The sequence below is a fragment of the Stenotrophomonas sp. STEN033 genome (assembly GCF_056856655.1).
This window is the reverse complement of sequence record NZ_JBXFWM010000036.1, coordinates 1-16,627: the sequence shown is the minus strand read 5'-3', so window position 1 is coordinate 16,627 and position 16,627 is coordinate 1. Positions and strand designations below refer to the sequence as shown.

Genomic DNA, 16,627 nt, shown 5'->3' with positions numbered 1-16,627 from the left:
GCGAAGCTGACAATGCTTCAGGCCACTAAAAATCAATCGCGAGCGCGCTGCGCGAAAAGCTGGGCGGTGGTCTGCAGGATCGAGAGATAGCCGTTGCCGATGTTCCCCTGCTTCGCGGCTGACGCCGCTCCCACAACAGCTCTTGGAGCTTTCGCCCCCGGCTCAACCCAGCGGGTTGCGCTCCAGGAAGGCGCGCACAGCCGGCACGATCACTTCGTGCTTGTCTTCCAGCACGTAGTGGTTGGCATCTTCAAATGCCGTCACTTCCGCCTGCGGCAGTGCCTTGCGGAAGCCGGTCAGGAAGTGATGGTCGAAGCAGATGTCACGCAGGCCCCAGGCGATGTAGACCGGGCGATCGGCGAACGACGGCAATGCCGCCGCTGCACGCTCCAGCAGCGACCAGGCCTTGTCGGCCGGCGACAGCGGGATGTCCTGCATGAAGCGGATCGTGGAAATGCGGTTGTCCCAGTTGTTGTACGGCGACACATAGGCGCGACGCACATCCGCCGGCATGCGCCGGCTCACGCCCAGCCAGGAGGCACCGGACGAGAACGCATTGAAGGTGCGGATGAACCACTCACCCAGCTTCCAGTGCCGGCCCATGGCGATCTGCCACGGCATCGGCTTCTCCGGCGGCAACGGGAACGAGGCGGTATTGGTGATCACCAGGCGCTTGACCTGGTCGTGGTGGGACAGCGCCCAACCGAAGCCGATCATGCCGCCCCAGTCGTGCACGGCCAGGGTCACCGGGCCGGTGATGCCCAGGTGTTTGAGCAGCGCATCCAGATCATCCACACGTGACTGCAAGGTGTATTCGTAGTGGCTGTCATCGGGCTTGTCGGACAGGCCCATGCCGATATGGTCGGGCACGATGCAGCGGTATTTGTCGCTGAGGCCATTGACCAGGTGCCGCCACAGATAGCTCCACGACGGGTTGCCGTGCAGCATCACCACTACCTCGCCATCGCGCGGGCCTTCATCGATGTAGTTCATCGACACGCCGGGGCGCACTTCGAAGCGATGGGTCTTGCTGGGGTAACCGGGAAGTTTGTTCATCGGGCTGCACCTGCGGCTGCTAAGCCCCGCTCCCGTCGGGAGAGGGGTTGGGGAGAGGGTTGGTCGGAGTGGAGGAGCTTGAACAACTGCTCGAACTCCAGGCGCTTGCGTGCTGCGCACGCGTCCCCTCTTCCGCCCTTCGGGCACCCCCGCCTTCGCGGGGGCAGGCCCTTTGCTTCTCCCGCAAGGGGAGAAGGGAAAAACCTGCGACCTGACAATTGCGCCTCCTACGGAAGCCAAGCCGTCAGACCACGGCCTTGTTACCAGACCACCTCGGCCATCGTGCAGTTCAAGCCCGAGCCAATGCCCATCAGCGCGACGCGGTCGCCCTTCTTGAGCTTGCCCAGCTGGCGCAGCTTGCTCAGCACGATCGGTACCGAGGCCGGGCCGATGTTGCCGTGCTCGCCGAAGATGGTCATCACCTTCTTCGGGTCGATGCCGAAGGCCTTGATGAAGGCATTGGTATGCGGCTGGCTGACCTGGTGGATCACGAACTGGTCGATCTCCTCCACCGCCCAGCCCAGCGCTTCGCGCGTGGCTTCAAAGGTCTTGGTGGCCAGCTTGATGCCTTCGATCAGCAGCATGCGGGTGTCGGTGACCATGCGATCCAGGTTGCCCACGCACAGCTTGTTCCACTGGTTGGCCGCACGGGTCACGCCGCCCTTGTAGCGCGGGGCGTCCGGCACCAGCTCCGAGCGCGCCATCACCATTGCTGCCGCACCGGAACCGGTGGTCAGCGCGGCCACTTCGTCGCGCAGCTGCTGGGCGGTGATGTCCGGGGACATCATGCGCTCCAGGGTCTTTTCATAGACCAGGTTGGAGGTTTCACCGTCCACGATCAGCGCGTAGTCGATGTCACCGCGCTCCAGCATGCGCGCGGCCACGTCCATGCCGTTGATGAAGGCCAGGCAGGCGTTGGCGATGTCGAAGGTGACGCAGTCTTCGCCGATGCCCAGGTTGCCGGACACGATGGAAGCGGTGGACGGCTCCAGGTAATCACGGCTGACGGAAGTGTTGACCAGCAGGCCCACCTTGTCGGCGGTGATGCCGGCATCTTCCAGCGCCTTGCGGCCGGCCATGGTGGCGGCGTCCGAGGCCTGTGTACCCTGGTCCCAAAGGCGGCGCGCGTGGATGCCGGCGATATCGCCCAGCACGTCGGCACGGATGCCCAGGCGTTCCAGCGTGGGCTGGAGCCGCTCGTTGATTTCCTTTGAGGTCAGCGTATGCGGCGCATCAATATGCGCCAGTCCCGCGATCGAGACATTTTGAAAAGGCATCAGAAAGCGCCAAGACTCAGGCGAAGGGGTCGCTATTCTAGCGCCTGCGCCTTTTTACCGCATCTTTACAAATCGGCGGCCCGGCGTATGGAGCCGCCGGGGCCGTGAGAGGGCCTGGGACCTCAGCGCGGCGGGCACTGGAAGGCCGCGAAGCGCTGGCTGCCATCGGCCGGCTGGCCACTGGCCTGTACGGCATTGGCAGCGGCACTGGGGGCCTCGTTGCGGGCCAGGGTTTCCAGTTCTTCCTGCACGCGCAAGGGGTTGCGGTTGTAGAAACCGACCTTGCTCTTCACCGATACCACGATCTCGCCCTTGTTCACGCAGCCCGGGGCCACCGGGCCGGCAGGCAATACCCGTACGGCCTTGCCGCCGGATTCAATCGGCACCCAGGTGCAGGCGGCGGTGCTGGCGATCAGGGCGGACAGAAGCAGGACGCGCATGGACTATTCCTTGTGAAGATCAACCCGGATTGTGCCGCGAATGGATGAACAGGTGGTGATCCCGGTGATTGGGCGCGCGGCAAAGACAAAACCTACTCCTCCCCGGCCGCCCCTTTGCTGCGAGAAAGGGAGGGGGCTGTAGTGCCGAGCCATGCTCGGCAGTGGCTTTACCTGCGAAAAGCTGCCCTCACCCCAACCCCTCTCCCGCAGGCGGGAGAGGGGCGTAGTGCCGAGCCATGCTCGGCAAGGGACTTCCCGGTAAGGCTTCAGCGCAAGACGGCTGCGCCCTGCCGCTTACTTCTTCTCCACCGGCTTGCCGTCGGCGTCGATCACGGTCACTTCGCCCAGCTTCAGGGCGCGCACCGGGGCCTCGGTCTGCTTCAGGTCGCCTACCACCACCCAGGTCAGCTTGGACGGATCCAGGGTCTTGGCGGCCTCGGCAACCTGCGCCGGGGTCATCGCTTCGATCTCGGCCTTGCGCTTGAACACATAGTCGTCCGGGCGGCCATAACGCACGATGCCACCGATGGTGCTCATCACCGCCGATGCGGTTTCGTAGGCACCGGGCAGGCTCAGCGTCTGGATGTTGCGGATACGGTTGACCTCGGCATCGGTCGGCGGACGCTGGCCGCTGGCGAACTGGCTGATCTCGGCGTTCATTTCCTTCATCGCCTCACCGGTCTTGTCGATCTGTACCGGTGCCACCGCCATCCACGGGCGCTGGCCCAGCGCATTGGAGGCCGACGAACGCGCGCCGTAGGACCAGTGCTTGTCCTCACGCAGGTTCATGTTCAGGCGCGAGGTGAAGTCGCCACCCAGCACGCCATTGGCGATGTCGAAGCGGGTGGTGCCCGGGTCCATCGTCGACGGCGCCACTTGACCGGCGAACAGGTTGGCCTGCACCGCGCCCGGCTGGTCGATCAGGAACACGCGCGATGCCTGCGGGCGATCCACATTGGTCAGCGCCTCCACCTTCGGCCGTGCACCCTCGCCCTTCCAGTCACCGAAGCTGCGCTCCAGCAGCGGCACCAGGTCCTTCATTGTGGTGTCACCGACCACGATCAGGGTGGCGCCTTCCGGACGAATCCACTGCTTGTGGAAGGAGGTCAGGTCGTCGCGGGTCAGCGACTGGATCGCCGCTTCATTGCCGCTGCCAGTGAACGGAATCGCATACGGGTGGCCGGCGCCGTACAGCAGCGGCGGCAGCACGCGCATCGCCACCGCGTTCGGCTGCGCCTTTTCCTGCTGGATGCCAGCAATCCAGGTGGCCTTGATGCGGTCGATCTCGCCCTGCTCGAAGCGCGGTGCACGCACCACGTCGGCATACAGCGCCAGCGACGGCGCCAGGTTTTCCTTCAGTGCCGACAGGTACACGTTGGAACCATCCAACGACGCACCTGCGCTGACGCGGGCACCCAGGCTTTCCACGGCATCGGCGAACGCCAGCGAGCCGAGCTGGCCAGCGCCTTCGTCCAGCATGCCCATGGTGAAGTTGGCGGTGCCCGGCTTGCGGCCACGGTCGGCGGTGAAGCCCCCCGGGAACTCATAGCTGAACTGCACCACCGGAACATCGTGACGCTCGGCCAGCACCACCTGGGTGCCGTTCTTCAGCGTTGCACGCTGCAGCTGCGGGAACTTCAGTTCCGGGAAGCTGGTGGTCTTGGGCACGCCGGCGCTGCGGTCGACCTGGCTCGGCAGGGTTTTGTACTTGCTGTCCACGGCCGGCACGTTGAAGGGCGCCGGCTTGACCGACGGCAGCTCGGCCAAGGCAACACGCTCGCCCGGTTCGACCACCAGGGTGTGATCGCCAACGCCCAGCCACTTGGCACCGGCCGCCTTTACGTCTGCAGCGGAAGCGGCTTCCACATTGGCCAGCGAGGTGCGGAAGCAACCCGGGTTGCCTTCGTAGACGGCGCACTGTGCAAGTGCATCGGCCTTGCCGCCGAAGCCGCCAATACGCTCGATGCCGCGCACGAAGCCGGCACGCGACTGCACCTTGGCGCGCTCGAGTTCATCGGCGGTCGGGCCTTCGGCGATCAGTCGCTTCAGTTCTTCGTCGATGGCCGCCTCGACCTTGGCCGGGTCCACGCCCTGCTTGACCGTGGCCATGATCAGGAAGTTGGAGCCAAGCTGCGAGGCATCGGTCATCGCGCTGATGTTGTCGACCAGCTTGTCCTTGTGCAGCAGGCGCTGATCCAGGCGTGAGGACTTGGCGCCGCCCAGCACGTAGGAGAACAAGTCGAGCTGATCGATATCGGTGGTGCCGACCTGGGCCACGTTCCAGGCGCGGTAGATGCGCGCCTGCGGCACCTTGTCGGTCATCACTTCGCGGGTGGTGGCAGCGCGCTGCGCAACGTTCACCGCCGGCTGCGCCATGGTCGGACCAGCCGGGATGTCACCGAAGAACTTGGCAGCCTTTTCCTTGGCGGTGGCCACGTCGATGTCACCGGCCAGCACCAACACCGCGTTGTTTGGGCCATACCAGGTGTGGAACCAGGTTTTGACGTCGTCGAGCGAGGCGGCGTTAAGATCGTTCATCGAGCCGATCACGCCGTGGTGGTACGGGTGACCTGCCGGGTACATGGCGCGGGTCAGCTTGTCCCAGACCTGGCCGTAAGGCTGGTTTTCGCCTTGACGCTTTTCGTTCTGCACCACGCCGCGCTGCTCATCGAGTGCAGCCTGATCGATGGCGCCGACCAGATGGCCCATGCGGTCCGACTCCATCCACAGCGCCATGTCCAACGCGGTGGTCGGCACGTTCTGGAAGTAATTGGTGCGGTCGGTATTGGTGGTGCCGTTCTGGTCGGTGGCGCCGACCTGCTTGAAGGGTTCGAAGAACTCGCCGTCGTGGTTTTCGCTGCGCTGGAACATCAAGTGTTCGAACAGGTGTGCGAAGCCGGTGCGGCCAGCCGGTTCGTCCTTGGCACCGACGTGGTACCAGATGTTCACCGCCACGATCGGTGCCTTGCGGTCGGTGTGCACCACCACGCGCAGGCCGTTGGGCAGGGTGAACTCTTCATACGGGATGTCCACCGACGCAGCGGTGGTGGCCGGCTTGGCCTCCGCAACCAGTGGCATGCCAACAAATCCGCCGAGGGCGGCACTCAGGGCCAGGGTCAACAAGGCGGTACGGGGCATAGCTGCGTTCATTCCATTTCCCTTGGGTATGAAGGTGAACGCAGATCCTAACCGGGCACCGTCACAACGGCATACGCCATGCGTCATGGGTAACGAAGCAGCTGCGCCAGTGTCCGTCCGGCCACTGCAGACGCGGGGAGTGTCCGGACAGCGGACACTTTCCATGAGAAATAAATCTTTATTTATCAACTAGATGCGATTGGCACGCATCCTGCTGCCCATTACTCGCAGCCAGATCACTTCAGACAACAAATGACTGATTGCTGAACGAATCAAAAAAAACAGCGAAAGTTCTTGCACTACGAAAATCACTGTACTACCTTACTACCACACCACTGACCACACACACCAAACAGGTCCCGCCATGAACGCCAAGTCTCTCGCTCTTGCCATCGCCCTGGTCGCCAGCACCGGCTTTGCTTCTTCGGTCCAGGCTTCGGATATCGTCACCCTGGACGCCGTACAGGTCCGCCCTTCCGCTGATCAGCTGGCGCAGGCCCAGCACGAAGCCAACAGCAACATCCCGACCCTGGCTGTCGTGCAGGTCCGCCCGACCGTCGGTCAGATCGTCGAACTGATGGCCGAACAGACCGCCAGCCAGTTGGCCTCCGCCAGCCCGGTCGCCATCGGCACCCGTGCCGGCCAATGGATGGTGTCGCTGCCGGCCATCACCGTCCGCCCGGAGGTGGAGCAGGTGCAGGCCATGGCTGCTGAAGCCGCCGCCGAAGCCATCGGCAAGGTCGTCGCGCAGGGCATGGTTTCCAACTAAGCCAGCGATGACGCAATACCCGGCGTAAACTGCGCCGATGACTTCTGCCCCTGTTTTCGATGTAGTGCTTTACCAGCCCGAGATCCCGCCGAACACCGGCAATGTGATCCGGCTCTGCGCCAACACCGGCGCGCGGCTGCACCTGATCGAGCCTTTGGGTTTCGACCTCAGTGACAAGCAGCTAAAGCGCGCCGGCCTGGACTATCACGAGTACGCACAGATGCAGGTCCATCCGGACCTGGAAACCGCCTTGGCGCGCATCGCCCCGAAGCGTTTGTTTGCATTGAGTACCCGCTCCAGCGTTCGCTATGACACCGTGCAGTTCGCCGATGGCGATGCCTTCCTGTTCGGCCCCGAGACCCGTGGCCTGCCGCAGGACCTGCTTGATTCCCTGCCGGATGGCCACCGCCTGCGCCTGCCGATGCAGCCCAACAACCGCAGCCTGAACCTGTCCAACTCGGTCGCCGTGGTGGTGTATGAGGCGTGGCGGCAGCAGGGGTTCCCTGGCGGGGCGTGATTGGCGCTTTGTTTTTTTTATTTTTGTGGGAGCGGCGTAAGCCGCGAAGCTGGCAATGCGTCGGCTGACAATTGATCGCCAAAAGCACCCCTCCCCAACCCTCCCCTTGGCTACGCCAAAGGGAGGGAGCAGAGCGGGTCGCGGCGACCTGACAGATTGCAGGCATGCGCCCCCTCCCTTTGGCGCAGCCAAGGGGAGGGTTGGGGAGGGGTAACGCTTTTAGCTTTTAGCTTTTAGCTTTTAGCTTCAGCAGCAAACCCAACCACACCCAGCTCCTGCAACACCCGCAGCCGCTCGCCATCAACAGCAAGAACCTCACCCAACACCTCAGCGGTGTGCTGCCCCAGCACCGGCGCCGCCTGCTCATGACGCAAGGGCGTCGCCGAGAACTTCAGCGGGTTGCGCACCATCGCCACACTGCCGCCGCCGGCATGCGGCAATTCGATCCGCAAACCACGCGCCTGCACCTGCGGATCGGCAAACACCTGATCGATGCGATTGACCGGATTGGCCGGCACCACCGCTTTCTCCAGCGCCGCCAACCACTCAGCCGCCGGCCGCGTGCGCAACACCTGCTGCAGATGCGGCACCAATATCTCGCGGTGAGCAACCCGTGCGTTGTTGCTGGCATAGCGCGGATCGCGCGCCAGCTCCGGCTCACCGATCACCCCGCACAAGCGTGCGAACTGGCCATCGTTGCCCACCGCCAACATGAAATAGCCATCAGCGGCCGGCATCACCTGGTACGGCACGATGTTCGGATGCGCCGTGCCCTGCCGGGTCGGCACCACACCGCCGATCAGATAGTTGGAGGCCTGGTTGGCCAACCAGGCGACCTGGGTATCCAACAATGCCAGATCAATCTGCTGACCCACGCCAGTACGCTCGGCATGACGCAACGCAGCCAGGATCGCCGTCGCCGCATACATCCCGGTCATCAGATCGGTCGCCGCCACACCTACCTTTTGCGGGCCTGCACCCGGCGCGCCGTCCGGTTCGCCGGTGACGCTCATCAATCCGCCAATGGCCTGGATCGCCGCATCGTAACCAGCGCGCTGCGCATAAGGACCATCCTGGCCGTAGCCGGTGATCGAGCAATACACCAGCTTCGGGTTGATGGCCTGCACGCTGGTGTAATCCAGCCCATACTTCTTCAGGCCACCAACCTTGTAGTTCTCCACCAGTACGTCGCAGTGCACGACCAGCTCGCGTAGCAGCGCCTGTCCTTCGGCGGTGGTGAAATCAATCGCCACCGAGCGCTTGCCGCGGTTGGCGCACAGGTAATACGCCGACTCGCTGCTGTCATTGCCCTCGGCGTCTTTCAGATAGGGTGGCCCCCAACTGCGGGTATCGTCGCCCACGCCAGGCCGCTCGACCTTGATGACATCGGCGCCGAAGTCCGCCAGCACCTGGGTGGCCCAGGGGCCGGCAAGGATGCGCGACAGGTCGAGAACACGAACACCATCGAGCAGCTTCATTGCGGCCACCAGGTCTTGCAGGCTTCCGGCAGCGCGGGCTGCCAGCCAATCGCTTGCTGGAACGCCTCCGCCAGCGCAATCAGCGTGAGTTCGTCGCCCACATTGCCGATCAGCTGCATGCCGGCGGGCAACTCTCCCGCAGTTACCGGCAGCGGTACCGACAAGGCGGGGTTGCCGGCAAGGTTGGCGTAAGCCGTGAGGTCGGCCTGACTGGCCGGCACCGGGGTGCCGAAGGCGAATGCACGCTGCGGCGCAGTCGGCATCACCAGCACGTCGCAACGCGCCAGCCACTGCTGCAGCTGCACCTGGCCACGGTCGGCCAGTTGCGAGGCGGCAGCCAGTTCGGCAGCGCTGCGGCCTTCGGCCCAGGACATCAGCTTGACCAGCAACGGCGAGAATTTGCTGCGATCACCGGCCCAGGCATCGGCGTGTTCGACCAGCAGTTCGGCTTCGCTCATCAGCAGGCCGGCGCGACGTGCGCGGGCCGAGGCAAATGCCGGCGCCGCCAACGGCTTCAGTTGATGGCCCAGGCCAACCAGCACGCGCAGCCCATCCTCGAATGCGGCCTGCACGTCTGGCGCGACATCGGTTGCGTCGAACAGGTCCACTACGCCGATACGCAGTCCCTGCACATCTGGTGCTGCGTATTGGATGAAGCGCGACTGCGCGCTGTCCGGATCGAACCCGGACATCAGCTGCAGCAATAGACGCAGGTCACGCGCCGAACGCGTCAACGGGCCGATGTGATCCAGGCGCCGGCACAGGGCCACCGTGCCGCGCGTGCTGATCGCGCCCCAGCTCGGCTTGAGCCCAACCACGCCGCAATAGCTTGCCGGGATGCGCACCGAACCCATGGTGTCGGTGCCCAGCGCCGCTGCGCACAAGCCCGCCGCAACCGCTGCACCGCTGCCGCCACTGGAACCGCCCGGCGTATGACCGTGCCTGTGCGGGTTGTGACAGGCACCGTAGAACGGGTTGTCGTTGTCGGCGCCCATCGCCGCTTCATGCATGTTGAGCTTGCCGACAATCACCGCACCCGCCGCCCGCAATGCCGCCACGGCAGGGTTGTCGGTGACAGCCGGAGCACTGTGCCGACGGGTTTCCATGCCGGCGGTGGTGACCATGCCGGCCACATCGATATTGTCCTTGACCGCGATCGGCAGGCCTTCCAACGGACGCGCCAGGCCACGTTGGCGGCGTTGCTGGGAGTGCGCGGCCGCAGCCAACGCGCCTTCCGCATCGATGTGGATATAGCTGTTGATCTGCGCCTGGCTGGCGGCAATGGCCGCCAGCTGCTGCTCGATCAGCTCCGTGCAGCTGACGTCACCGGCAGCCAGCAAGGCTGCCTGCGCCGTCATGTCCATGCTCAACAACTGCGCATCGGCCTTGCTCACGCGGTCTTCCTCAAGCGAAACGTTTATCGATCAGGCGCACCGGCTTCTGCCGTACCTCGATACCGGTCAATGCCGCCAGCGCACCCGGGGCGGCCAGCACGATGCTCATTTCAACACCGAGGCGCTGGCGCAGCAACGCAGCGAACTCCGCGGCCAGCTGTGCGTCATCCAGTGCGCCTCGGGTTTCGACGTGCACGGCCAGATCATCACGGCCGCCTTCGTCGCGGCTGGCGACACAGATGAACTCACCGGCGAACGCGGCGTGTTCTTCCAGTACCGGCGCCATCGCCTGCGGGAATACGTTGATGCCGCGGATCTTGACCATGTTGTCGCTGCGGCCGAGGAAACCCTCGATGCGGCGCAGGTTCATGCCCAGCGACGACGGCGTGGTCAGCACGCGGGTCACGTCGTGGGTGTTGAAGCGAATGATCGGGTAGATGTCGTCCTTGTACAGGCAGGTGACCACCATGTCGCCGGTGTCACCGTCAGCCGCCGGCGTACCGCTGTCGACGTCGAGGATTTCGACGTACTGCGCGTCTTCCATCAGGTACAGGCCATCCTGGTCCGGGCCCTGCCCGGCAATCGCACCGGTGTCGCCCACGCCATACCAGTCGTACAGCTCCACTCCGCCCCAGGCCGCCGACAGCGACTCGCGCGATTCACGACCGAGGTGGCCGCAGATCATCCGCACCGGAATGTCCTTGCCCGGCACCAGGCCGTTCTCGCGGGCCACGTCGGCCAGCTTCTTGATGTAGTCGGCGAAGCCAACAATCACATTGGCGCCCATGTTCTTCATCAGCTGCACCTGCTGCGCCGAGCGCATCTCGATGCCGGTGCCGGCCGAGCAGAACAGCGCCTGCGTGTAGTGCGTCACCGCCTCGCGCACGTAGTGGCCGCCGTTGATCATGCCGTGGCCGTAGACCGAGTGCACCACGTCACCGGGCTGCATGCCCTGCCAGCGGTACAGGCGCGCCAGCAGCAGGCTCTGCACTTCGCGCGAATGCGGCGAGAACACCAGCGGCTGCGGGCGGCCGGTGGTACCGGAGGTGGTGTGGAACACCAGCGGCTTGTTGCCGGCTTCGGTGCCGTCCTGCCAGCCGTGGAAATCACCCAGCGGCGGATTGGCTTCCACCGACGCCATGATTTCGTGCTTGCCGAATACCGGCAGCTTGGTGATGTCATCCAGGCTCTGGATGTCTTCAGGCTTGATGCCTGCATTGCCCCACAGGCGCTGGTAGAACGGGATCTGCCAGGCGCGGGCCACGCAACGCAGGAACATCGCGTTCTGCTCGGCACGTAGTTCCTCGCGGCTGATGTTTTTGAACTTGTCGGTGAAAGCCTGGTCCAGCGGGAACTGTTCAAGCAGCTCCTTGACATCGAACGACTCGAAATAGGTGGCGTAGTTCATGGGGTCTCGACAATCAGCAGGTCGACCAACCGCCTGACATCGTCGATGTCCTGCAGGTGGTCGAAGTGGGAGATCAGGGCATTGCGGTGGCCGGCATCGAACGGACGCGCGGCGTGGTCAAGGCAGTGGTGGAACTTTTCCAGTTGCTGGGCGCGCGACAGCGGCCGTTGCGGCGAGCCGATGGCGGCATCCCGGTGGTTGTGCAACACCTGGCCATCACGCAGGGTCACCGTGATCGACTGCGGCACCAGTGCATTGGGGTCTTCGCAGTCATTCGGCATCAGGCTGACCTGCGTGGCGAACGCCGCCAGCCGTGCGTCGGCCAACTTCTCCGGCGCATACGCCGACAGGCCGACCTTGCCATCCAGCAAGACGGTGCCCAGCAGGAATGGCAGGCAGAGCCGTGCGTAGCTCGTCTCCATCGCGGGCTGATAGCTGCGGCCGACCAGCCGGCGCACCAGCGGCGGTGCCTGCAATTCGATGCGGGCAACATTGTCCAGATTCAGGCCGTGCTGCTGGCGCAGCTCCATCAGCATGTCCTGCGCGGCATGCGCGGCGCCGCCGGTCGGGAACACCTTGTGGCTGACGGTGAGGATCTGCGCTTCGCGTGCGGCCAGTTTCCGCAGCGCCGGGCCGACGTCGAACTCACCTTCAATCAACGGCAGGTAGCCGAACGGACCTTCCAGCATCTCGCGCGGCGCCGGGAAGCCATTGCGCGCCAGCTCCCAGCAGCTCAAGGCGGCGCGCGCGTTCAATGCGACCTGCAAGGCCAGGGTCGGCGAACCTTCCACATGTGCCTGCATGGTGCCGGACAGATGGCTGTAGGTCAGGCCGAGCGCGCGTCGCAGGAGCTCCTCATCGGCGCCGTGCAGGTGGGCGATACCCGCTGCCGCACCCAGTGCGCCGCACATCGACGGGCGGAAGAAACGCATCGGTGCCCGGCCGCTGATGCCGATCAAGGTAGCTACATCGACCGCAACATTGAGCGCTGCGATCAAGGCCTTGCCATCGACCGCCACACCATCAGCATTCGCTCGTTGCTCGGCGGCGGCAAACAGCGCCGACTGGACCACCGCCAGTGGATGCACAACCGCCGGCATATGTACGCAATCAAATTCCTGGCTGTGTATCTGGTAGCCATTGACCATCGCCGTGCTCGCTGCAGGCATGGCTTCACCGGTCACCCAGACCCGCGCGGCATTGCCGCTGCCGAAGCTCGCGGCAGTGCGTCGAACAGTTTGGGTCAGTGGCACCTGCGGACCGGAGCCGGAGATGCCCACCGCCACCGAATCCATCACGAAGACCCGCGTTGCCGCCACCGCTTCCGGTGACAGGTCGTCAAAACGCAGCGTGCTTGCATGCTGCAACAATGCTTCAGTCAATCGCATCAGGCCACCCGCGCCAACATGGCGTTCAAGGCATCCAGACTGCCGCCTTCGGCCAGCGCCTGCACCTGCCCAAAGAGGGGTTGCGCCAGGCCCGCGGATACGCCACCCCATTGTGCCAAGGCCAGCGCCTTGGCCAGCACATCCTCGGCCGACATTGGGCATTCCGGGTCGCCCCAGGCATCGACGCGCTCGGCCTGCACGCTGCGGCCATCGGCCAGCCACAGCTGCACGCTGGCGCCGTAGTGCGTTGGGAAGCGTTGGCTGCAGGCTGCATCCTCGATCAACGCGATGCGCTGTCGCCACGGCGCCAGCTCGGCATCGCTGCAGGCTTCGGCGGTGTAGTGCTCCAGTTGCGGCCGACCATTGACCAGGATCGAGGCCAGCGCGTGCTGCAGGCTGAACTTGGCCTCCAGCTCGGTCTGCGGCTGGGCGCGGTCGCAGAAGCGCAAGGCCTCGGCATAAGTGCGTACTTCGATGCGTTCAATCTGCGCAATGTCTGCTACATCGAGCTGCGCCATCGCTTCCAGCATCGCATCGATCGCCGGATGTGCATGCCGGCAGGCCGGCCACGGCTTCAGGCTGGTGCTGTGGATCAGCCAGTCGTCCTCATCGGCAACCACCAGTTCCGGCACGGCGTCCGGCGCGGTAGCGGCAAACAGCCCCTGCTCGCCTTCCAGTATCCCGCGCGGCCCACGCATGCCAGCCAGCGCCAATTGTGCCGCCAGCCAGCCACTGCGTGCGGCCTCTGCGTTATGCAATGACTTGGTCGGCACCGGCTCGTGGCGCATCTGCCACAGCCCGCCGGTGCGACTGCCGGCATTGCCCAGCGCGTCGGCCAGCGATTCTTGTGGCAGGCGCAGTATTGATGCTGCCGCTGTGGCGGCACCAAAGGCGCCAGCAGTCGAGGTAGGATGCCAGTAACGGTAATGCGCCTTGCCCAACGCACGGCCGACGCGGATCGTGGCCTCATAGCCACGCACGATGGCATCGAGCAGCGCCGTCGCATCCGCGCCTTCGGCCTGCGCCGCAGCAAGTGCAACCGGGATCACTACCGGGCCAGGATGCAGGATGGCCCCCCGATGCACATCGTCCATTTCCAGCACATTGCCGAGTGCGGCATTCAGCAGCAGGGCGTCGGCGGCAGTTCGCCGGCCCGCCCCCAGAGCAACCACATTGCCACTGGCCTGCGCCTGCACCACCGCGCGCAGCTGGTTTGCAAGCGGGTAGCGCAAGGCAGCCAAGGCGCAGCCCAGCCAATCGACCAGCAACAACGCGGCGCGTTGCCTGGCGGCGGCATCCACCGGCCGTTGCAGGCGCCGGGCAAGCTGTTCGGTAAGGCTGGCAGCAGGCGTGGTCATCGCGCGATGAGGTCTCGGTGCAGGCCCGCAACAGCGGGTTTGGGTGGTGGGAACGGCAACCGCGTGAAAGGAGCATAACCGACTTTGTCCGGACATATCATATGATCCGTCTCCCGAACGCTGCAATCCGCCCCATGCCCCGAATTCTGGATGTCGACACTTTCTTTGATTACCTCGCGCAAGGACCCGAAGTCTTCGCGCCCGGCTGTGCCGGCCATTCCTTGCTGTTCGAACACTGGCTGCGCAGCGGTAGCGAGCGCTGCGGCGGGCTGCGCTTCACCGGCGTGCACATCCCCACGGTCAATACCTTCGACTTTGCCGGCCTGCACGCACAGGCACGCCAGCGCACGATCTTCCTCAGCGGCGATCTGCGCAGCTCGTGGCTGGATGGCCGCGTCGACTACCTGCCGATGACCTATACCGCCACCTGGCGCTGGCTGCGCGAAAGCGTGGCCTTTGACACCGTCCTCGTGCAGGTGGCCCCGCCGGACGAGGATGGCAACTGTTCGCTGGGCATTGCCTGCGACTTCACCCCCGCGGTATGGCCGCGCGCCACCCGCATCCTGGCGCATATCAACCCGCGCATGCCGCGCACGCGCGGGCCGTCGATCCCGTTGGCGCGGTTTACCGCCGCCATCGAGCAGGATGCGCCGTTGCTGGCCATTCCCGATCCGCCTGCCGATGCCGCGATGGACGCGGTCGCCGCGCAGGTCGCCACCCTGGTGGAAGACGGCGCGACCCTGCAGCTCGGCCTGGGCCGCCTGCAATCAGCGGTGCTGCGCGCGGTGCGCGAGCGCCGCAATCTGCGCATCCACAGCGGCATGGTCTCGGACGGGCTGCTGGGCCTGCTCGAATCCGGTGCGCTGTCGGCAGCACCGGATGCAGTGGTGGCCGGCGTCGCGCTGGGTACACAGGCGCTGTACGACATCGCCCCGCGCAGCATCAGCTTCCGCGAGGTTGGCCATACCCACGACCACAACGTACTGGGTGGTATCCCACGCCTGACCGCCATCAACAGCGCGTTGTCAGTGGATCTGCTGGGCCAGGTGAACGGCGAATTCCTGTCTGGACGCCAACTGAGTGGTGTGGGTGGCCTGCCCGATTTCCTGCAAGGCGCTCGCCAATCGAGTGCCGGTCGCGGCATCATTGCACTCCCTGCCAGTACCCCGAAGGGCGAAAGCAGGATCGTGCCGATGCTACCCGCCGGTCCCGTAAGCCTTGCCCGCGTAGATGCCGACTGCATCGTCAGCGAACATGGCGTAGCCGATCTACGCCATCTCGATGTCCATGCACGGGCCCAGGCCCTGATCGCCATCGCCGCACCCGAACACCGTGAACCCCTGCAGCGCAGCTGGCAGGAACTCTCGCTCAGACTTTGAACAAGGATCTGTACATATGACTGGTACGCGACGCAGCAAGCCCCGCTATGCCGAACTGGGCGACTTATTGCAGGCGGCAATCGAGAAGGGCGAGTACGCCGTTGGTACCTTGCTACCCACCGAGCTGGAGTTGTGCGAACGCTTCAGCGTCAGCCGCCACACCGCACGCGCAGCCTTGGCGCAACTGATCAGCGCCGGCCTGGTGCAGCGCCGCCCCGGCGCTGGCACGCGGGTGATCGCACAGAACTCGGCAATGCGCTACGAGCACGAGATCGACACCGTCGACCTGCTGATGCAGTACGGCAACAGCACCCGTCTGCAGGTGCTGGAGGCCGAGCGCAAGCTGGCCGATCCTGCGATGGCGCAGCGCCTGGACATCCACGAAGGCAAGGAATACCTGCGCCTGCACTGCCTGCGCCTGGAAGAACAGACCCGCGAGCCGATCGCCGTCACCGAAATGCTGATCCCAGTGCGCACCGGGGTGCCGACCGAGAAACTGCTGGAAGTGGCCGGCGCCGCGCGTGCGCTGGCCAAGTTCCTGGACCCGACCAAGCTGTCGCGGGTGGAGCAGGTATTCGATGCAGCCTCGTTTGAAGCGGCCGATGCCAAGCTGCTGGACATCAAGAAGAGCGAGCCGGCAATGCGCGTGCAGCGCCGTTACCGCGATGCCAATGGCCGCCTGCTGCTGGTCGCGACCAGCCTGCACCCACCGGGGCGGTTTGCGTACTCGATGGTGCTTTCGCGCAATCACCGCTGATCGAAGCCACCCGTATTTGCGCCACCCGAGACCCGATGTCAGATCCCTGGCATCGGGTTTCTTTTAGGTCCCGCCAAGGAAGTAGCCCGGGTAAGCGCAGCGCACCCGGGGGATGCGGTACCCGGTGATCTTGCCGCCCCTGCTGAAAGCCCCCGGGTGCGCTGCGCTTACCCGGGCTACGCGGTCTAGGCCCCCGCCCAGTGACTGCGGGGCCGCCCCCCCAGCCGCCCCCCCGCCCCCGTTGGAGAGCGGCGGGGGGGCCCGCCCA

Annotated in this window: 13 protein-coding genes; 4 read left to right on the top strand and 9 right to left on the bottom strand. The window is 65.0% G+C overall.

The genetic code is table 11. The annotated features are described in order from the left end of the window. Positions 1 to 162 precede the first annotated feature (162 nt). The 4 genes from AC1VXC_RS12980 to AC1VXC_RS12965 all read right to left on the bottom strand — a co-directional run bounded on the left by AC1VXC_RS12980 (position 163) and on the right by AC1VXC_RS12965 (position 5,923). Positions 163 to 1,056 carry an alpha/beta fold hydrolase gene (locus tag AC1VXC_RS12980; RefSeq protein WP_313174062.1) on the bottom strand — a complete coding sequence of 298 codons (894 nt, stop codon included), beginning with the start codon at positions 1,054 to 1,056 and terminating at the stop codon, positions 163 to 165. A 260-nt stretch (positions 1,057 to 1,316) separates the two neighbouring features. Next, entirely contained in the window at positions 1,317 to 2,333 is a 1,017-nt protein-coding gene (locus AC1VXC_RS12975) for a 3-oxoacyl-ACP synthase III (protein ID WP_313174064.1), read from the bottom strand. A 122-nt stretch (positions 2,334 to 2,455) separates the two neighbouring features. Continuing rightward, positions 2,456 to 2,773 carry a DUF4156 domain-containing protein gene (locus AC1VXC_RS12970; protein ID WP_481539306.1) on the bottom strand — a complete coding sequence of 106 codons (318 nt, stop codon included), beginning with the start codon at positions 2,771 to 2,773 and terminating at the stop codon, positions 2,456 to 2,458. A gap of 294 nt (positions 2,774 to 3,067) precedes the next feature. Further along, positions 3,068 to 5,923, bottom strand: a complete 2,856-nt coding sequence (locus AC1VXC_RS12965; protein ID WP_482995054.1) for a M16 family metallopeptidase — start codon at positions 5,921 to 5,923, stop codon at positions 3,068 to 3,070. 352 nt (positions 5,924 to 6,275) lie between these two features. Here AC1VXC_RS12965 and AC1VXC_RS12960 point away from each other — a divergent pair, with 352 nt between their 5' ends. Further along, positions 6,276 to 6,680 carry a hypothetical protein gene (locus AC1VXC_RS12960; protein ID WP_313174069.1) on the top strand — a complete coding sequence of 135 codons (405 nt, stop codon included), beginning with the start codon at positions 6,276 to 6,278 and terminating at the stop codon, positions 6,678 to 6,680. A 37-nt stretch (positions 6,681 to 6,717) separates the two neighbouring features. After that, a complete protein-coding gene (gene trmL / locus AC1VXC_RS12955; RefSeq protein WP_057627589.1) occupies positions 6,718 to 7,197 on the top strand; it encodes a tRNA (uridine(34)/cytosine(34)/5-carboxymethylaminomethyluridine(34)-2'-O)-methyltransferase TrmL in 480 nt (159 codons plus the stop codon). A 233-nt stretch (positions 7,198 to 7,430) separates the two neighbouring features. On the opposite strand, the gene AC1VXC_RS12950 is transcribed toward trmL, so the two are convergent. Genes AC1VXC_RS12950 through AC1VXC_RS12930 form a run of 5 tightly spaced genes read right to left on the bottom strand, consistent with a single transcriptional unit; the run spans position 7,431 to position 14,223 of the window. Beyond that, complete coding sequence (locus AC1VXC_RS12950; protein ID WP_481539304.1) at positions 7,431 to 8,675, bottom strand: CaiB/BaiF CoA transferase family protein; 1,245 nt, start codon at positions 8,673 to 8,675, stop codon at positions 7,431 to 7,433. Beyond that, complete coding sequence (locus AC1VXC_RS12945; RefSeq protein ID WP_481539303.1) at positions 8,672 to 10,069, bottom strand: amidase; 1,398 nt, start codon at positions 10,067 to 10,069, stop codon at positions 8,672 to 8,674. Before AC1VXC_RS12945 ends, AC1VXC_RS12950 begins: the two co-directional genes overlap by 4 nt. Positions 10,070 to 10,079: 10 nt before the next feature. Beyond that, positions 10,080 to 11,477, bottom strand: a complete 1,398-nt coding sequence (locus AC1VXC_RS12940) for a phenylacetate--CoA ligase family protein (protein ID WP_481539302.1) — start codon at positions 11,475 to 11,477, stop codon at positions 10,080 to 10,082. Then, positions 11,474 to 12,865 carry an MmgE/PrpD family protein gene (locus tag AC1VXC_RS12935; protein WP_481539301.1) on the bottom strand — a complete coding sequence of 464 codons (1,392 nt, stop codon included), beginning with the start codon at positions 12,863 to 12,865 and terminating at the stop codon, positions 11,474 to 11,476. The genes AC1VXC_RS12940 and AC1VXC_RS12935 overlap by 4 nt, the downstream gene beginning before the upstream one ends. Beyond that, complete coding sequence (locus AC1VXC_RS12930) at positions 12,865 to 14,223, bottom strand: MmgE/PrpD family protein (protein WP_481539300.1); 1,359 nt, start codon at positions 14,221 to 14,223, stop codon at positions 12,865 to 12,867. Before AC1VXC_RS12930 ends, AC1VXC_RS12935 begins: the two co-directional genes overlap by 1 nt. A gap of 134 nt (positions 14,224 to 14,357) precedes the next feature. On the opposite strand from AC1VXC_RS12930, the gene AC1VXC_RS12925 reads away from it, so the two are divergent. Together AC1VXC_RS12925 and AC1VXC_RS12920 are read left to right on the top strand one after the other, a co-directional pair. Further along, complete coding sequence (locus AC1VXC_RS12925; protein ID WP_313174080.1) at positions 14,358 to 15,602, top strand: acetyl-CoA hydrolase/transferase family protein; 1,245 nt, start codon at positions 14,358 to 14,360, stop codon at positions 15,600 to 15,602. A 16-nt stretch (positions 15,603 to 15,618) separates the two neighbouring features. Beyond that, entirely contained in the window at positions 15,619 to 16,359 is a 741-nt protein-coding gene (locus tag AC1VXC_RS12920; protein ID WP_481539299.1) for a GntR family transcriptional regulator, read from the top strand. Positions 16,360 to 16,627: the final 268 nt, after the last annotated feature.

Coding starts and splice junctions, on each gene's coding strand:
- AC1VXC_RS12980 (WP_313174062.1), bottom strand. CDS start 1,056: ATGAACAAACTTCCCGGTTACCCCAGCAAGACCCATCGCTTCGAAGTG.
- AC1VXC_RS12975 (WP_313174064.1), bottom strand. CDS start 2,333: ATGCCTTTTCAAAATGTCTCGATCGCGGGACTGGCGCATATTGATGCG.
- AC1VXC_RS12970 (WP_481539306.1), bottom strand. CDS start 2,773: ATGCGCGTCCTGCTTCTGTCCGCCCTGATCGCCAGCACCGCCGCCTGC.
- AC1VXC_RS12965 (WP_482995054.1), bottom strand. CDS start 5,923: ATGAACGCAGCTATGCCCCGTACCGCCTTGTTGACCCTGGCCCTGAGT.
- AC1VXC_RS12960 (WP_313174069.1), top strand. CDS start 6,276: ATGAACGCCAAGTCTCTCGCTCTTGCCATCGCCCTGGTCGCCAGCACC.
- trmL (WP_057627589.1), top strand. CDS start 6,718: ATGACTTCTGCCCCTGTTTTCGATGTAGTGCTTTACCAGCCCGAGATC.
- AC1VXC_RS12950 (WP_481539304.1), bottom strand. CDS start 8,675: ATGAAGCTGCTCGATGGTGTTCGTGTTCTCGACCTGTCGCGCATCCTT.
- AC1VXC_RS12940 (WP_481539302.1), bottom strand. CDS start 11,477: ATGAACTACGCCACCTATTTCGAGTCGTTCGATGTCAAGGAGCTGCTT.
- AC1VXC_RS12935 (WP_481539301.1), bottom strand. CDS start 12,865: ATGCGATTGACTGAAGCATTGTTGCAGCATGCAAGCACGCTGCGTTTT.
- AC1VXC_RS12930 (WP_481539300.1), bottom strand. CDS start 14,223: ATGACCACGCCTGCTGCCAGCCTTACCGAACAGCTTGCCCGGCGCCTG.
- AC1VXC_RS12925 (WP_313174080.1), top strand. CDS start 14,358: ATGCCCCGAATTCTGGATGTCGACACTTTCTTTGATTACCTCGCGCAA.
- AC1VXC_RS12920 (WP_481539299.1), top strand. CDS start 15,619: ATGACTGGTACGCGACGCAGCAAGCCCCGCTATGCCGAACTGGGCGAC.